This is a genomic window from Leisingera sp. ANG-M7 (assembly GCF_000813965.1).
Taxonomy (GTDB): Bacteria; Pseudomonadota; Alphaproteobacteria; order Rhodobacterales; family Rhodobacteraceae; genus Leisingera.
Genome location: NZ_JWLI01000016.1, coordinates 178,353 through 194,850, shown reverse-complemented (window position 1 = coordinate 194,850; position 16,498 = coordinate 178,353). Strand labels below are relative to the sequence as shown.

The 16,498-nt window shown below is 62.8% G+C and carries 13 protein-coding genes; 10 read left to right on the top strand and 3 right to left on the bottom strand.

What is annotated here, in order from left to right; all coding sequences use genetic code 11:
• The first annotated feature begins 3 nt into the window (after positions 1-3).
• Positions 4-1,845 carry a peptidoglycan -binding protein gene (locus RA26_RS17645; RefSeq protein ID WP_039185852.1) on the top strand — a complete coding sequence of 614 codons (1,842 nt, stop codon included), beginning with the start codon at positions 4-6 and terminating at the stop codon, positions 1,843-1,845.
• A gap of 332 nt (positions 1,846-2,177) precedes the next feature.
• On the opposite strand, the gene RA26_RS17640 is transcribed toward RA26_RS17645, so the two are convergent.
• The 3 genes from RA26_RS17640 to gloB form a co-directional block, all read right to left on the bottom strand.
• Positions 2,178-3,149, bottom strand: coding sequence for a M23 family metallopeptidase (locus tag RA26_RS17640; protein ID WP_039185850.1), 972 nt, complete (start codon positions 3,147-3,149; stop codon positions 2,178-2,180).
• Positions 3,149-5,473 carry an ATP-dependent Clp protease ATP-binding subunit ClpA gene (gene clpA, locus RA26_RS17635; protein WP_039185848.1) on the bottom strand — a complete coding sequence of 775 codons (2,325 nt, stop codon included), beginning with the start codon at positions 5,471-5,473 and terminating at the stop codon, positions 3,149-3,151. Before clpA ends, RA26_RS17640 begins: the two co-directional genes overlap by 1 nt.
• A gap of 176 nt (positions 5,474-5,649) precedes the next feature.
• The gene (gene gloB / locus RA26_RS17630) at positions 5,650-6,423 is read right to left on the bottom strand and encodes a hydroxyacylglutathione hydrolase (RefSeq protein ID WP_039185847.1); all 774 of its coding nucleotides are present in this window, start codon (positions 6,421-6,423) and stop codon (positions 5,650-5,652) included.
• 55 nt (positions 6,424-6,478) lie between these two features.
• Here gloB and RA26_RS17625 point away from each other — a divergent pair, with 55 nt between their 5' ends.
• The 9 genes from RA26_RS17625 to RA26_RS17585 all read left to right on the top strand — a co-directional run bounded on the left by RA26_RS17625 (position 6,479) and on the right by RA26_RS17585 (position 16,496).
• Positions 6,479-7,225 carry a class I SAM-dependent methyltransferase gene (locus tag RA26_RS17625; RefSeq protein WP_039185845.1) on the top strand — a complete coding sequence of 249 codons (747 nt, stop codon included), beginning with the start codon at positions 6,479-6,481 and terminating at the stop codon, positions 7,223-7,225.
• Between the two features lie 375 nt (positions 7,226-7,600).
• The gene (locus RA26_RS17620) at positions 7,601-8,161 is read left to right on the top strand and encodes a F0F1 ATP synthase subunit delta (protein ID WP_039185843.1); all 561 of its coding nucleotides are present in this window, start codon (positions 7,601-7,603) and stop codon (positions 8,159-8,161) included.
• Entirely contained in the window at positions 8,162-9,700 is a 1,539-nt protein-coding gene (atpA, locus tag RA26_RS17615) for a F0F1 ATP synthase subunit alpha (protein ID WP_039185841.1), read from the top strand. It abuts the gene before it with no gap.
• 15 nt (positions 9,701-9,715) lie between these two features.
• Complete coding sequence (locus RA26_RS17610) at positions 9,716-10,591, top strand: F0F1 ATP synthase subunit gamma (RefSeq protein WP_039185838.1); 876 nt, start codon at positions 9,716-9,718, stop codon at positions 10,589-10,591.
• 21 nt (positions 10,592-10,612) lie between these two features.
• On the top strand, positions 10,613-12,037 hold the full coding sequence (gene atpD, locus RA26_RS17605) for a F0F1 ATP synthase subunit beta (protein ID WP_039185837.1): 1,425 nt from the start codon (positions 10,613-10,615) through the stop codon (positions 12,035-12,037).
• Between the two features lie 55 nt (positions 12,038-12,092).
• Complete coding sequence (locus RA26_RS17600; RefSeq protein WP_039185835.1) at positions 12,093-12,506, top strand: F0F1 ATP synthase subunit epsilon; 414 nt, start codon at positions 12,093-12,095, stop codon at positions 12,504-12,506.
• Positions 12,507-12,748: 242 nt separating this feature from the next.
• A complete protein-coding gene (locus RA26_RS17595) occupies positions 12,749-13,366 on the top strand; it encodes a hypothetical protein (RefSeq protein ID WP_039185830.1) in 618 nt (205 codons plus the stop codon).
• Positions 13,367-13,573: 207 nt separating this feature from the next.
• Positions 13,574-15,163: a class I SAM-dependent methyltransferase gene (locus RA26_RS17590; protein WP_039185828.1), complete on the top strand. Its 1,590-nt coding sequence runs from the start codon at positions 13,574-13,576 to the stop codon at positions 15,161-15,163.
• Positions 15,164-15,278: 115 nt separating this feature from the next.
• Complete coding sequence (locus RA26_RS17585) at positions 15,279-16,496, top strand: PAS domain-containing protein (RefSeq protein ID WP_039185826.1); 1,218 nt, start codon at positions 15,279-15,281, stop codon at positions 16,494-16,496.
• The last annotated feature ends 2 nt before the right edge of the window (positions 16,497-16,498 follow it).

Here is a 16,498-nt window from a genome sequence, read left to right as displayed (position 1 = left end):
CGGATGGCCCTTTCCCGGCGCACAGGGCAGCGGTTCCAGGCCTCGATCTGGCCCGGCTTCGTCGATGCCATGACCGGGCTGCTGCTGGTTCTGATGTTTGTGCTGACCATCTTCATGGTAGTGCAATTCGTGCTGCGCGAAACCATCACCGGACAGGAAAGCCAGCTGGATGAACTCTCCGCCGAGGTCCGCGCACTGGCCTCAGCACTGGGGCTTGAGGAACGCGAGAACAGCCGGCTGAACGCCCGGCTGGGGGCATTGACCTCGACCCTCAACACGGCGGAACAGGATCTGGCGCATGCCCGCAGCCTGATCACCTCGCTGACGGCTGAACGCGACCGCCAGGCCGGAGAACTGGCCGAGGCTGCCAGCCGCATCACCAGTTTCGAGGCCCAAGTGGCGGCTCTGATCGCCAGCCGCGACGCCGCCCAGGCGCGGGTTGCGGATCTGGACGCCGAACGCGAAACCCTCGAGGCAGCCCGCGCCGCACTCCTCAGCGAGCAGGACGCCCTGAACCTCGCGTTGGCCCAGGCCCGCGGCGAAATCGATGCCCAGGCAGAAGCCGCCCGGCTGGCGGCGGCCGAGCGCGAGGCAATGGAGGCGCTGATCGCCAGCCTTGAATCGGAGCAAGCCGCGAGAACTGAAGAAATCGCGGGCCTGCAGGAGCAACTGAATGCGGAGGAAACAGCCCGGTTGCTGGAGGCCGCAGCCGCCGAAGCCTTGCGCGAAAAACTGCAGTCGGCGGATGCCGAACTGACCGCCATGACCCTGGCCTTGGAGGCGCAGCGTCAGCAGGCGGAGGACACCCTGACCCTGCTGGCCGCGGCAGAGGCGGCGCGAAAGCAGCTGGATGCGCAGCTCTCTGAACTGGAAACCGCACGTGCAGGCTCAGACGCTGAGGCCGGGCGGCTGGAAGCTGAACTGGCCGCGGCCAAGGCAGCTCTGGTCGCGGCGGAAACCCAGTCGGAAGACCTGGATGTCCTGCGCCAGCGCCTGCTCGCCGCACTGGCCGCGCAGGAGACTGCAGAAGCCAGCGCCGCTGAGCAGTTGACCCGGGCCGAAGAACGCGCCGCCCTGCTGGCGCAGGCGCGGGACGCGCTGTCGCAAGAGCAGGCCGTGTCAGAAGAGGCCCGCCGCGAAACCGCGCTGCTCAATCAGCAGGTCGCGGCCTTGCGCGAACAGCTGGGCGGACTGCAGGCCATCCTCGACGACTATCAGGCCCGCGACGCGGCGCAGCAGGTGCAGTTGCAGAACCTCGGCCAGGACCTGAACGCGGCCCTGGCCCGCGCGGCATCCGAAGAACGCAAGCGGCGGCTGCTGGAAGAGCAGGAGCGCAAGCGGCTGGAGGCCGAAGCGGAGGCGCTTACCGCCAAGGCACAGGACCTGGAGCGCTACCGCTCAGAGTTCTTCGGACGCCTGCGCGACCTGCTGGGCACGCAGGAGGGCGTCCGCATCCAGGGCGACCGCTTTGTCTTTGCCTCCGAGGTGCTGTTCCCACCCGGCAGCGCCACCCTGTCGCCTGCGGGCCGGGTGGAGATCGCCAAGGTGGTGTCGATCCTGCAAAGCGTGATGACTGCGATCCCGCCGGAGATCAACTGGATCATCCGGGTGGACGGGCACACCGACAATACGCCTTTGGGAGTGCATCCGAAATTTGCCGACAACTGGGAGCTCAGCCAAGGCCGGGCGCTGTCTGTCGTGCGCTACATGGTTGAGGCGCTGGGCGTGCCGCCCTCGCGGCTGGCGGCCAACGGTTTCGGGGAATATCAGCCGGTGAACCCGGAAGACACACCGGAGGCGCGTGCGCAAAACCGCCGGATCGAGTTGAAATTCACTGAAAAATGAACCGGATAACTGTGCCGGATGACCACAAGGCCAGGTTGCTGGTGGCCGGCGTCTGCCTGTCCTGCGGCCACAGCAAGGTGCAACCCGCTTCACTAATGGAGACAAGCTACTAGTTACACGCGGGTTGCGGCCCCGCCGGGCAGCAGGGCTAGCTATAAACTATTGCGGATGCGGGCTTTATCAAATCCAGCAGGTGGATTTCCGGCCTCAGTCCAAGCACCATATGCAGGCGCGGGAGGCTCGCGGCCGAAGCTAATTCGCCCTTGCAATGACGGCTGCGCCCGTTGGGCCAGGCAGCCGCGCTGCGGCTCCAGGTCGGTTTCCCGGGCGCGTTATTGGGCCGCTACAGTCATGCTGCGGGCGAAGCGGGCAATCTCCTGACCGTCCCGGAGCAACCGGGCTACACCGGTATAGCTGCCCGCAGGCCATTGCCCGCCGCGCAGGCGCCGCCCGGCGGCGCGGAACAACTGAGCCTGTGTCCGCTCCAGCGCCTCGCTGTGGGAGACCAGCTCGCCGCCCGGCCCTGTTACGTTCAGTTCCAGCCGGTCGCCGGCCTGGCTGCCATAGGCATAGGCCCAGAACACCAGTGCAGGCGCATCCGCAGCCAGTGGCGCCTGATTGGCGGTGCCGGCCTGAATTGCGTCGAACTCCGGAACGGCAGTGGAAAAACCAGCTCCGATCAGCCCGCCTGGCTGGTAGGGCAGGGGATCAGCCCAAAGTGTTTGCGCTGCGGGGCTGCCGCAGGTGTCCAGTGCGCCTGGGGAAAACGGATCCACGACCGCACCGTCCTTGCGCACTGACAGATGCAGATGCGGGAACTGGGTCTTGCCAGAAAGGCCAACCTCGCCCAGAACATCACCGGCCTTCACCTTCTGGCCGTTCTCCACCAGCACCGAACCGCGCTTCATGTGGCAGTACTGGGTCTCCCAGCCGCCGCCATGGCGCAGCACCACGCCATTGCCGCATTCCTTGCCGTCGATGCTGTCTGCATTATCCGCTGTGGCATACTGGTCCGCCATTGTGTTGCGGGTGCCCAGCACAACCCCGTCCGCGGCCGCACGCACCTGAACGCCTGCCTGCATGTCCGAAAGGTAGGGCAGGGCGATGTCAGTGCCCTTGTGCCCGTCATAGCTGAGCGTGCCGCAGGTGAAATCCGTGGCCCCCTTACCGGGGTCGCGGTCCACGAATTGCTGGATGCGGCAGTCCTCGCCCAGGGTACAGTCCAGCGGGAACTGCAAAACCAAATCGCCCGCCGCGGCAGGCGCGGCGAGCGATAAGGATGTCATCAGCGCTAGGAGGCGCATCAGTCCGCGGTCAGAAGCGGCGGCTTGTCGCCAGAGATCCGCGGCTTGCTCGGGCCTTCCAGTCGCAGGTCCAATTTGCCATCCTTGATGCCGACCTGGACCACGCCGCCCTTGGTCAGCTTGCCGAACAGCAGCTCTTCGGCCAGCGGTTTCTTGATGTGCTCCTGAATGACCCGGCCCAGGGGACGCGCGCCCATACGGTCGTCGTAACCCTTGTCGGCCAGCCATTCGGCAGCCTTGCGGGTCAGTTCGATCGAGACGTTGCGGTCCATCAGCTGCGCTTCCAGCTGCAGCACGAACTTCTCGACCACCTGCAGGATCACCTCTTTGCCCAGCGGCGCGAAGGAGATCACCGCATCCAGGCGGTTGCGGAACTCCGGTGTGAAGGTGCGCTCAATGGCGGCGGTGTCCTCACCCTCGCGGCGGTCGCGGCCAAAGCCGATGGCGGCCTTCGCCTGCTCCGATGCGCCCGCGTTGGAGGTCATGATCAGGATCACGTTGCGGAAGTTCACGGTGCGGCCGTTGTGGTCGGTCAGCTGGCCGTTATCCATCACCTGCAGCAGGATGTTGTAGACATCCGGGTGCGCCTTCTCGATCTCATCCAGCAGCAGCACGCAGTGCGGGTGCTGGTCAACACCATCCGTCAGAAGGCCGCCCTGATCAAACCCGACATAGCCCGGAGGCGCGCCGATCAGGCGGGAAACCGCATGTTTCTCCATGTATTCCGACATGTCGAAGCGCAGCAGCTCGACGCCCAGCTGATCCGCCAGCTGTTTCGCGACCTCGGTTTTGCCGACACCGGTGGGACCTGCAAACAGGTAGTTGCCAATCGGCTTTTCCGGTTCGCGCAGGCCGGCACGGGCCAACTTGATAGCGCTCGACAGGGCGGTGATGGCATCGTCCTGGCCGAAGACCACGCGTTTCAGCGACTTCTCCAGATCCTTCAGCACCTCGGCATCGTCCTTGGAGACGTTCTTGGGCGGGATGCGGGCGATCTTCGCCACGACAGCCTCGATCTCCTTGACGCCGATGGTCTTGCGGCGCTTGCTCTCGATGATCAGATGCTGCGCGGCGCCGGCCTCGTCGATCACGTCGATGGCCTTGTCCGGCAGCTTGCGGTCGTTGATGTAGCGCGCCGACAGCTCCACCGCGGTCTTGATTGCATCGCCGGTGAACTTGATGCCGTGATGCTCCTCGAAATAGGGTTTCAGGCCCTTCAGGATCTCGATGGAATCCTCCACCGTCGGCTCGTTCACGTCGATCTTCTGGAACCGGCGGGACAGCGCGCGGTCCTTCTCGAAGTGCTGGCGGAACTCCTTGTAGGTGGTGGAGCCCATGGTGCGCAGCTTGCCGCCCTGCAGCGCAGGTTTCAGCAGGTTGGACGCATCCATCGCACCGCCAGAGGTGGCGCCGGCACCGATCACGGTGTGGATCTCGTCGATGAACAGCACCGCGTCCGGGTGTTCCTCCAGTTCGGAGACGACAGCCTTCAGGCGTTCCTCGAAATCGCCGCGGTAACGGGTGCCGGCCAGCAATGCGCCCATGTCGAGCGAATAGATCGTGGTCTCCGACAGGATCTCCGGGGTTTCGCCAGAGACAATGCGGCGCGCCAGGCCTTCCGCGATGGCGGTCTTGCCGACACCGGGGTCGCCCACCAGCAGCGGGTTGTTCTTGCGGCGGCGGCACAGCACCTGGATGCAGCGCTCCACCTCGTGATCGCGGCCGATCAGCGGGTCGATGTCGCCGTCGCGGGATTTCGCGTTCAGGTCGACGCAGTATTTCGCCAGCGCCGACTCTTTCTTCTCGCCCTCGGGCGCGGCGGTCAGGTTGTCCTCTTCCTGCTCGGTCGCGCCGGTTACGGGGCGGGATTCCCCGTAGGCCGGGTCCTTGGCGACGCCATGGGCAATGAAGTTGACCGCATCATAGCGGGTCATCTCCTGGTCCTGCAGGAAATAGGCGGCATCGCTCTCGCGTTCGGCAAAGATGGCGACCAGCACATTCGCCCCCGTTACCTCAGTGCGGCCAGAACTCTGGACGTGGATCGCGGCGCGTTGGATGACGCGCTGGAAGGCAGCAGTCGGCACCGCCTCCGATCCGTCGATATCGGTCACAAGGTTGGCAAGATCCTCATCCACGAACTCCACCAGCGATGATCGCAATTCACTCAGGTCGACACTGCAGGCGCGCATCACGCGGGCCGCGTCGGGCTCGTCGATCAGGGCCAGAAGCAGATGTTCCAGGGTTGCAAATTCATGACGGCGTTCATTCGCCAGCGCCAGCGCTGCGTGAATGGCCTGTTCCAGGGTGCTCGAGAATGAAGGCACGGTCGTGCTCCTCTGATCTTGGGTTGGCCGGTGGGGCGGTATTAACCAACCCCTCAGTTCAACCATGTGCTTATAAGGTTAGAGTTTGGTTGATAGAGCGCCGGCTTCAAGGTCTTTTCTTCATTTTGGGGTCACAATTATTTTCTCGCTGTTGCGCCCCGATACACTTGATTGGCTCAGAAATTGTCCTTCCGCTGGCGAATTTCGGCAAAAACTTCTGAATCTTCAGCGTCTTGCATGCCCAAATGCGCTCTAACAGCAGTGTCAGCAGCGCGCAGGAAGGGATTGGTGTCAAGTTCCAATTGCAAAGAGGACGGCACCGTCGGGACACCGTTTTCCCGGGCCTGTGCGATATCGCTCACCCGCGCCTGCAACGCCGGGTTGCCGGGGTCCACGGTGACCGCAAAGGCACCGTTCGTCTGGGTGTATTCATGTCCTGAATAAACCATAGTTTGCGGCGGTAGCGTGGCAAGTTTTGACAGGCTGGCCCACATCTGCTGCGGTGTGCCTTCAAAAAGCCGCCCGCAGCCCAGCGCCATCAGGCTGTCGGCGGTGAAAACCGCCTCGGCGCCGGGCATGTAAAAGGCGATATGGCCGACCGTGTGGCCGGATACATCCATCACCTGCACCTCCTCGCCTAGCAGGGTGAAAGTGCCGCCGTCCGCAACGGCCATATCCAGCTCTGGCAGCCGGTGCGCGTCCACCGCGGCACCGATCACCTTGGCACCATAAGCCGCGCGCAGCTCCGCCACACCGTCCACGTGGTCCCAGTGGTGGTGGGTCAGCAGGATCCAGTCCAGCCCCCAGCCGCGCTCAGACAGGGCGGCCTTGACGGCGCCTGCCTCGGGCGCATCCACCAGCGCGGTCTCCCCGGAGGCCGGATTATGGATCAAAAAGGCATAGTTATCCGACAGGCAGGGCAGGGTGATGATCTCAAGAGGCATGGTCATTCGCCTTTACATTGCTAAACTGCGCCCAGATTGGCCGAAGCAGCAGGCGCCCGCAATGCATCTTGATGTTCAGGATCTCAGGAACTTCTACTACCGCAGCACCCTGGGGCGTGCGGCGCAGGCTTCGATCCGCGGCCGCCTGCTGGAACTGTGGCCAGAGGCAGAGGGGCTGACCGTGGCGGGCTTTGGCTTTGCCGCTCCGCTGTTGCGTCCTTACCTGCCGGAAGCACGCCGGGTTATGGCGCTGATGCCAGGGCCGCAGGGGGTGATGCAATGGCCTGCAGGCCTGCCCAATGTCTCGGTCCTGTGCGAGGAGACCAGCTGGCCCATCGACACCGGCCGCGCCGACCGGCTGGTGGTGATGCACGGGCTGGAAACTTCGGAACGCCCCAGCAAGCTGCTGGAGGAATGCTGGCGGGTGCTGGGACCGGGCGGGCGTGCGATTTTCATTGTGCCGAACCGGGCCGGCCTCTGGGCGCGCTCCGATCTGACACCTTTCGGCTATGGCCGCCCCTACACACTGCGCCAGCTGGAGGGGCAGCTGCGGCAGCATCAGTTCGCCATCGAGCAGCACACGGCAGCGCTCTACAGGCTTCCCAGCCACAAACGGTTCTGGCTGAAATCCGGTGCCATGCTGGAAAAGATGGGCCGCAAGCTGCCCGCAATGCTGGCCGGCGGCGTGTTCATGGTTGAGGTCAGCAAACAGACCTATCCGCAGAAGGGCCACATGACCCGCACCAAGGCCCCCAGCCGCATCCGGGTGCTGGAAGGGCTCTCTAACCCGATGCCGGAACCGGTGTGACCCGAAGGGTGGCGGATTTCGATTCCCTGAAACTGCTGCAGCGCCTTCCGAAGCGCCCGGAACAGCGGTTCAAAGGGCATATGTGACGATTTTTGCCGCAAATGCCGCTTTCCGGAATCGCCAAATCCTGCAGTTCAGCCGCACTTTTTTAAAAATCATCTGTGGTCAAAGGGCCGCACTTGCTGCAAGCCATTGAAAGTAAACGAAACATGCTTTTTCCTGTTACCGTTATAGGCAGTTGATAGGTCGCATCCGCTCTGCTAGACCCACGCTGATTTCAACGCCCCGCTGCCAAGGGGGATGTCTCACGCCCCCGGACGCCTCCTGATCGCCAGGTACGCCAACCGGGGCCAAAAACATATCGGAAGGGTGGACGTGTCCGAACCAGCTTCGATTTCTGCAGGCATTGCCGCGCGCTATGCCACGGCGGTGTTCGACATCGCGGAAGAGAACAAGGCGCTCGACAGCCTTGAAACCAGCATCAATGATCTGGCAGCCGCCCTGGCTGACAGCGAAGAGCTCAACAGCCTGATCCAGTCGCCGCTGGTGTCGCGCGAAGAGCAGGGTGCCGCAATCACCGCGGTGGCAGACAAGATGGGCCTGGACCCTGTGCTGCGCAACACCCTGGCGCTGATGGCCGACAAGCGCCGTCTGTTTGTGCTGCCCGCGCTGATCGAGGCGCTGCGCGCCCGTCTGGCCGACGCCCGCGGCGAAGTCACCGCCGAGGTGGTCTCTGCCAAGGCGCTGACCAAGACCCAAAGCGAAAAGCTGGCCAAGACCCTGGCCGAGCGCGTGGGCAAGAAAGTTACCATCAATGCTTCCGTCGATGCCTCCATCATCGGCGGTCTTGTCGTTAAAGTGGGCTCGAAGATGATCGACAGTTCGATCCGCTCCAAGCTCAACTCCCTACAGAATGCAATGAAAGAGGTCGGATAAATGGGTATCCAAGCAGCAGAGATTTCTGCGATCCTGAAAGACCAGATCAAGAATTTTGGTCAAGAAGCCGAAGTGGCAGAAATCGGCCGCGTGCTGTCCGTCGGTGACGGTATTGCCCGCGTTTACGGCCTCGACAACGTCCAGGCCGGCGAGATGGTCGAATTCCCGGGCGGCATCATGGGCATGGCGCTGAACCTCGAAGCCGACAACGTCGGTATCGTGATCTTCGGCTCCGACCGCGACATTAAAGAAGGCGACACCGTCAAGCGCACCAACGCGATTGTGGACGTTCCGGTCGGCAACGGCCTCTTGGGCCGCGTTGTTGACGGCCTGGGCAACCCGCTGGACGGCAAGGGCCCGATCGAAGACGTCACCCGCGGCGTCGCCGACGTGAAGGCACCGGGCATCATCCCGCGTAAATCGGTTCACGAGCCGATGGCAACCGGCCTCAAGTCCGTTGACGCGATGATCCCGATCGGCCGCGGCCAGCGCGAGCTGATCATCGGCGACCGTCAGACCGGCAAGACCGCCGTTGCTCTGGACGCGATGCTGAACCAGAAATCCTACAACGACGCCGCAGGCGACGACGAGAGCAAGAAGCTGTACTGCGTTTACGTCGCGGTTGGCCAGAAGCGCTCCACCGTTGCCCAGCTGGTGAAGAAACTGGAAGAGTCCGGCGCGATGGAATACTCCATCGTTGTGGCCGCAACCGCGTCCGACCCGGCACCGCTGCAGTTCCTGGCACCCTATGCCGCAACCGCAATGGCGGAATTCTTCCGCGACAACGGCCGCCACGCGCTGATCATCTATGATGACCTGTCCAAACAGGCGGTTGCTTACCGTCAGATGTCGCTGCTGCTGCGCCGTCCGCCGGGACGTGAAGCCTACCCGGGCGACGTTTTCTACCTGCACTCCCGCCTGCTGGAGCGTTCGGCCAAGCTGAACGAGGACTTCGGTGCCGGCTCGCTGACCGCGCTGCCGATCATCGAGACCCAGGGCGGCGACGTGTCCGCGTTTATTCCGACCAACGTGATCTCGATCACCGACGGCCAGATCTTCCTGGAAACCGAACTGTTCTACCAGGGCATCCGTCCCGCCGTGAACACCGGTCTGTCGGTTTCGCGCGTTGGCTCCTCGGCTCAGACCAAGGCGATGTCCTCGGTTGCAGGCCCGGTTAAACTGTCGCTGGCCCAGTACCGCGAAATGGCTGCCTTCGCGCAGTTCGGCTCCGACCTGGACGCCGCCACCCAGCAGCTGCTGGCCCGAGGCGCCCGTCTGACCGAGCTGATGAAGCAGGCGCAGTACTCGCCGCTGACCAACGCGGAAATCGTCTGCGTCATCTTTGCAGGCACCAACGGCTACCTCGACAAGGTCGACGTCAAGGACGTGGGCCGTTACGAGGCAGGCCTGCTGGCGCATATGCGCAGCAAAGGCAAAGACGTCCTGGATTGGATCACCAACGAAGATCCCAAGATCAAGGGCGACGCCGCTGACAAACTCAAGGCTGCGATCGACGAATACGCCGCCACCTTCGCATAAGGAGAGAGTCGGGACATGCCTTCTCTCAAAGACCTTAAAAACAGGATCGAGTCGGTCAAATCGACCCGCAAGATCACCAAAGCCATGCAAATGGTGGCCGCGGCGAAACTTCGCCGCGCCCAAGAAGCTGCCGAGGATTCCCGGCCCTACGCCAAGCGGTTCAACGCCGTGATGGCAGGGCTGGCGGCCTCGGTCGGCGGCAGCGACTCCGCGCCCAAGCTGCTCCGCGGCACCGGCTCGGACCAGGTTCACCTCCTGGTCGTCATGACCGCCGAACGCGGCCTCTGCGGCGGCTTCAACTCGAACATTGCCAAGCTCGCCCGCCAGAAGGCGGCTGAGCTCAAGGGCGCGGGCAAGACGGTCAAGGTTCTGACCGTCGGCAAGAAGGGCCGTGATGCCCTGAAGCGCGACCTCGGCAGTGATTTCGTCGGCCATGTGGACCTCAGCGAAGTCAAGCGTATCGGCTATGTCAACGCGCAGACGATCGCCAAGGACATCCTGACCCGGTTCGACGCTGGTGAATTCGACGTTGCCACGATCTTCTACTCGGAGTTCGTGAACGTCGTGACCCAGATCCCGACCGCGCAGCAGATCATCCCGGCATCCTTTGAGGCCGAGGAAGGTGAAAGCTCTGGCGCCGTCTACGACTATGAACCGGGCGAAGAGCAGATCCTGGCGGACCTGCTGCCGCGCGGCGTGGCGACCCAGATCTTCTCTGGCCTGCTGGAAAACGGCGCATCCGAACAGGGTGCCCGGATGAGCGCTATGGACAACGCGACCCGCAACGCGGGCGAGATGATCGACAAGCTGACCATCGAGTTCAACCGTTCCCGTCAGGCCGTGATCACCAACGAGCTGATTGAAATCATTTCGGGCGCTGAGGCGCTCTAAGAGACAACCGGAGACCAACAAATGGCACAAGCAAAAGGCAAGGTGACCCAGATCATCGGCGCCGTTGTGGACGTCCAGTTCGACGACCACCTGCCCGCAATTCTGAACGCACTGCACACCGAAAACGATGGCAAAACCCTGGTTCTGGAAGTTGCCCAGCACCTCGGCGAAAACACCGTCCGCACCATCGCAATGGACGCAACCGAGGGCCTGGTCCGCGGTCAGGCCGTATCCGACACCGGCGCGCCGATCTCGATCCCGGTCGGCAACGCCACCCTGGGCCGCATCCTGAACGTTGTGGGTGAGCCCGTGGACGAAAAGGGCCCGGTGAACGCAACCGAGACCCGCGCGATCCACCAGCCCGCACCGGAATTCAACGACCAGTCCACCGAGTCCGAGGTTCTGGTGACCGGCATCAAGGTGATCGACCTGCTGGCACCCTACGCCAAAGGCGGCAAGATCGGCCTGTTCGGCGGCGCCGGCGTGGGCAAGACCGTTCTCATCATGGAACTGATCAACAACATCGCAAAAGTGCACTCGGGCTTCTCCGTGTTCGCGGGTGTTGGCGAACGGACCCGTGAAGGCAACGACCTGTACTGGGAAATGATCGAATCCAACGTGATCAAGCCGGACAATCTGGAAGAATCCCAGGTGGCCCTGGTTTACGGTCAGATGAACGAACCTCCGGGAGCCCGTGCCCGTGTTGCGCTGACCGGCCTGACCCTGGCCGAACAGTTCCGCGACCAGTCCGGCACCGACGTTCTGTTCTTCGTGGACAACATCTTCCGCTTCACCCAGGCTGGTTCTGAGGTGTCCGCTCTGCTCGGCCGTATTCCTTCGGCTGTGGGCTACCAGCCGACCCTGGCCACCGACATGGGCGCCATGCAGGAACGCATCACCTCCACCAAGAACGGCTCGATCACCTCGATCCAGGCCGTCTACGTTCCCGCGGACGACCTTACCGACCCGGCACCGGCAACCACCTTTGCCCACCTGGACGCGACCACTGTTCTTAACCGGGCGATCTCCGAGCTCGGCATCTACCCCGCTGTGGACCCGCTCGACTCCTCGTCGCGCCTGATGGACCCGCAGATCGTTGGCGAAGAGCACTACAAAGTGGCTTCCGACGTTCAGCAGATCCTCCAGCGCTACAAGTCGCTGCAGGACATCATCGCCATCCTCGGCATGGACGAACTGTCGGAAGAGGACAAGCTGACCGTTGCGCGTGCGCGTAAGATCCAGCGTTTCCTGTCCCAGCCGTTCGACGTTGCGAAGGTGTTCACCGGCTCCGACGGTGTGCAGGTTCCGCTGGAAGACACCATCTCGTCCTTCAAGGCCGTTGTGGCCGGCGAATACGACCACCTGCCCGAAGGCGCCTTCTACATGGTTGGCGGCATCGACGAAGTGCTCGCCAAAGCCGAGAAGATGGCTGCGGAAGCCGCCTAAGAACGGATTTTCCCCCGCGCCCCGCGGTGCGGGGGGACCCTGAAAGGAGGCCCCAATGGCACAAACGATGCAATTCGACCTCGTGAGCCCCGAGCGCGCCCTGGCGTCGCTGCAGGCCAGCGCGGTTCAGATCCCCGGCGCCGAGGGCGATATGACAGCGATGCCGAGCCACGCGCCGACAATCACCACCCTGCGCCCCGGCGTGCTGAAGGTCGAAAGCCCCGAAGGCAACTCGGAGTATCTGGTGACCGGCGGTTTTGCTGAAATCGCAGGCGACAGCCTGTCGGTTCTGGCCGAACGCGCGATCCCGATGGCTGAAATGACCCGCGATCAGATGAACGATCTGATCGAGGAAGCACGCGAGATGTACAAGACCGCGAAAGAGGAAGATCAGCCCCACGGCCTGGTCGAGGACGCAGCCAAGCTGCTCGCCGACATGGAAGCCCTGGGCACCCATATGTCCCTCTGATCCAACCGCGGCTTGGACGATTTAGAAACCGGCTCCCTTTGGGGGCCGGTTTTGTTTTTTGGGCGGGAGTGAGCCTCGACACGGAGATGAGCGGCGCGTTATGTTGAGCTAATCGGATCCACGTTTTTTCTCGTCTCACTTATTAAAGAAACCGAAGGCCAATCAGTGGGCTACCTCGCCTTTTGTACCGGTTGCATGGAGGATTGCTTTGGTATCCGTACGCCTTTTGAGAGTGGGGCCGAATGAAAATTGAGCGGGAAATTTGGAGCAGAGCTGAATGTGACCTGATGGTTGAGCTGTGTAAATACCATGCTCAAGCACTGTTTGCGTTCACCACCAACTTTGATGTGGAACATCTGTCCATTGACCCGCAGACGCTTGCAGACGGAACAGTGCCAGCGGGAACCATTCTAGTGGATCATGCGCTGACCGCCTATGAGTTGGCCATGGGGGCTTTGTTAACATGTGGGTTTGCGGTCAAAGTTCAGGAGCCGTATTTCGCCTGCAAGCTGATCCTTTCAAGCGATAAATTTGAGCTGCAAACATCACCGTTACTCCCCCTTTGCAACCAGTCTCACTTGGGAAACGCTTTCTCTGCGGTGTTCAAAATGTATCATAAAAACGAGAAGCTGGGGCATCCAGGAACTTTGCAAGGCCTTTTCCAACGGTTTTCAGCCGCCGGAGTTGTCGAAGAACAGTATGGCTATCTTGAGTGGTCCGACAAAGCGTACCATCTGGCTCGGCGCCCCAAACCAGATGGTTCACCGTGGACCCGCGATGACCTTCTCTGGAATGTGGATACATTTGATTGGTTTGTCGAAGAAGCCTCTCGTCAATGGTTGAACAAACGCGTGGGATGACGCCAGCCGCAGAAAATCAGGTGTCCAGGTCAATAATTTGACCAGGTTTTTGGGAAACGAACCGACGTAAGTGCTGTGCCTGCCGGCCCTGTTCCTCCGCATCCTGGATTTGTTTTCTGCCATGTCATTCCCTGCTCCTTAACCCAATTCTCACCAAATTTTCCGAAATTGCCCTGCAGGACGTTTACCCAAACAGCAGGATTCTCCGTGACAGATTGGACCTCCGGCTATGTCGCCGGCATCGACTACACTTTCGACTTCCACCGCCAGCTGACCCCGGCCTTGCTGGGCTTTGCTGCTACCGCGCAGGGGCTCCGGCACGGGCTGGACGGCGAAAACATCACCTTTTGCGAGCTGGGCTGCGGTCAGGGCTTCTCCGCCAACCTGCTGGCAGCCGCCAACCCGCACATCGAATTCCATGCGATGGATTTCAGTCCCTCGCATATTGCCGGCGCAGCTGAGCTGGCGCAGGAGGCGGCGCTGGAGAACGTGCGCTTCCACGAGCGCAGTTTCGAGGATTTCGGCGAGACTTCCGGCCTGCCTGCGTCCTTCGACATCATCGCGCTGCACGGCGTCTACAGCTGGGTGTCGCAGGAGAACCGCCAGCACATTCTGCGCTTTATCGCAGACCGTCTGAAACCGGGCGGGCTGGTCTATGTCAGCTGCAACACCCAGCCCGGCTGGGCGGCCGCCATGCCGCTGCGCCGGATTCTGATGGCCCGGGCTGAACAGGGCAGGGGCACCCTGCCGGAACGCATCCAGGAAGCGATGGCGTTCGGCCGCCAGCTGGCCGGCACCGGCGGCGGTTATTTCGAGCGCAATCCCGCGGTTGCTGCCCGCCTCGATCACATGGCATCGATGCCTGCGAATTACGTGGCGCATGAGTATTTCAACACGGACTGGACCCCCTTCTTCTTCGAGGATCTGGCCGCGGAACTGGGCACCGCCAAGCTCAGCTTTGCAGGTTCTGTCAGCTTGATGGACAATCTCGATGCCCTCCGCTTCAACCCGCAGCAGCGCGCCTTGCTGGACAGCGAAAGCGATCCGGTCCGGCGTGAAGGCCTGCGCGACGTTCTGCTGAACGAGCACTTCCGCACCGACGTTTTTGTGAAGGGCAAGCTGGCCCATACCCCGCGCGGCGGCATCGGCGCCTGGTTCGCCACCCCGCTGGCGCTGACCCGGCCCTACCATGGCGGGACGCTCAAATTCCACCACCGCGGCCGGGATGTGCCGCTGAAACAAGCGGACTACGCACCGGTCCTGCAGGCGCTCAGCACAGGTCCGGCCACGGTGCGCAGCCTGCTGGATCAGGGCGCGTTCGGCGCCATGGAGTGGGGTGCCATCACCCGCATGCTGATGGTGCTGGCCAGCGCCGGCCAGATCGCGCCCGCGCTGCCGCTGGAAGGGCTGGAGAGCCGGACCGCCGCCTGCCGCGCCTTCAACCTCGCGGTTTGCAAACGGGCCGAAGACAGCGATACCCTGCGCTATCTGGCTTCGCCGGTCACCGGCGGCGGGGTGGAGCTGGACCGGTTCGAGCAGCTGTTCCTGCTCGCGCGCAGCGAGGGGCTGGAAACCCCGGCAGAATGGGCGGATCTGGTCTGGCGCATCCTGGCCCCGCAGGGCCAGCGCCTGCAGCACGAGGGCAGGGTTCTGGAAACCGAAGAGGAAAACCTGGCGTTGCTGCGCGCCCGCGCAGGCAATTTCGCCGCCCGCCGCCTGCCGCTCTGCCAAAGTCTGGGGGTGACGCTTGAGGACAGCAGCCAGCCCGCAGCGCAGATGCAGGAGGCCGCAGCCTGAACGGTGAAAATGCCGGGGCGGGAAAGCACCCGCAACCCGCTCCGCATTAGCATTTCGGCAAGCACTGGCCGGTAAACAGGTACGGCACGAGACAATCACTGACAGGAACTGAAACGTGTCCTTTGAAGACCGCGCGCTGGCTGCTCAATCCACTGGCCGGGAATCGGCTTTTGCTCTTGATGAAGTGTTCTTTTCCCGCACCGATCCCCGCGGAGTGATCCGGGCCGGCAATGCCGTGTTCACCCGGGTCGCCAAATACCCGCTGGAGGAACTCCTGGGCGCGCCGCACAAGGTGATCCGGCACCCGGACATGCCGCGTGCCGTCTTTCAGCTGTTGTGGGACACAATCAAGGCCGGGGAAACCGTTGGTGCCTATGTCAAAAATCGCGCCCGTGACGGCAGCTATTACTGGGTGTTTGCCGTGGTTACACCCTGCGACGGCGGCTACCTCTCGGCCCGGATCAAGCCGACCAGCCCGCTGCTCAAGACAGTGCAGCAGGAATACAGCACCCTGCGCCAGGCCGAACAGGCAGAGGAGCTGAGCCCCGAGGACAGCGCCGCCCGCCTGTTGGCCCGCCTGAAGGAACTGGGCTTTGCCGCCTACAGCGATTTTGCAGGCCATGCCCTGGCAGAGGAATTGCTGGCCCGTGATACCGGCCTGAAACGGCCGCCTTGCGCCCGTCTGGCGGAACGCCGGGCGATGCACGCCACCGCCGGTCAGCTGTTTGAGGAGACCGAGGCGCTGGTGCAGGATTTTGAATCGATGCGCACAATCCCCCACAACCTGCGGGTCATCGCCTCGCGGATTGAACCGGCCGGCGGGCCGGTGACGGTGCTTTCCCAGAACTACAGCGCCATGTCGCGCGAGATGTCGAACTGGTTCGAAGCCCACGTCTGGGGCAAGGACAGCAACTTCCGCGCCATCAAGGGCACGGTGACTGCGGCCATCTTCGTCGAAGGCCTGGCCCGGATCCTGACCGAATGCGGGCACCAGCTGGAGCAGGAAAGCGCCGCCGCTGCCGTCGACATTCCCCGCGAGAAGGGCATTCTGAATGACCTGACGGACGTCCAGTTCAGCAAAGCCCGCGCCAGCCTGCAGGCGGTCCGCTTTGAGGCCGGGCGCATCCAAAAGGCCTGCCTGACCCTGCACCGCCATTTCATGGCGCTGACCACCACCCGGGTGCTGTGCAAGATCGAATGCGCCCGGCTGGGCAATGTCGGGGAATCGCTGAATTCAATCATTGATGAGCTTGGCGTGTTCCAAGACCGCATTTCCGCCCGGCTCGAACGTATTTCCGAACTCAGCACCGCCCTCGCCAGCGAAGAGGCCTGACC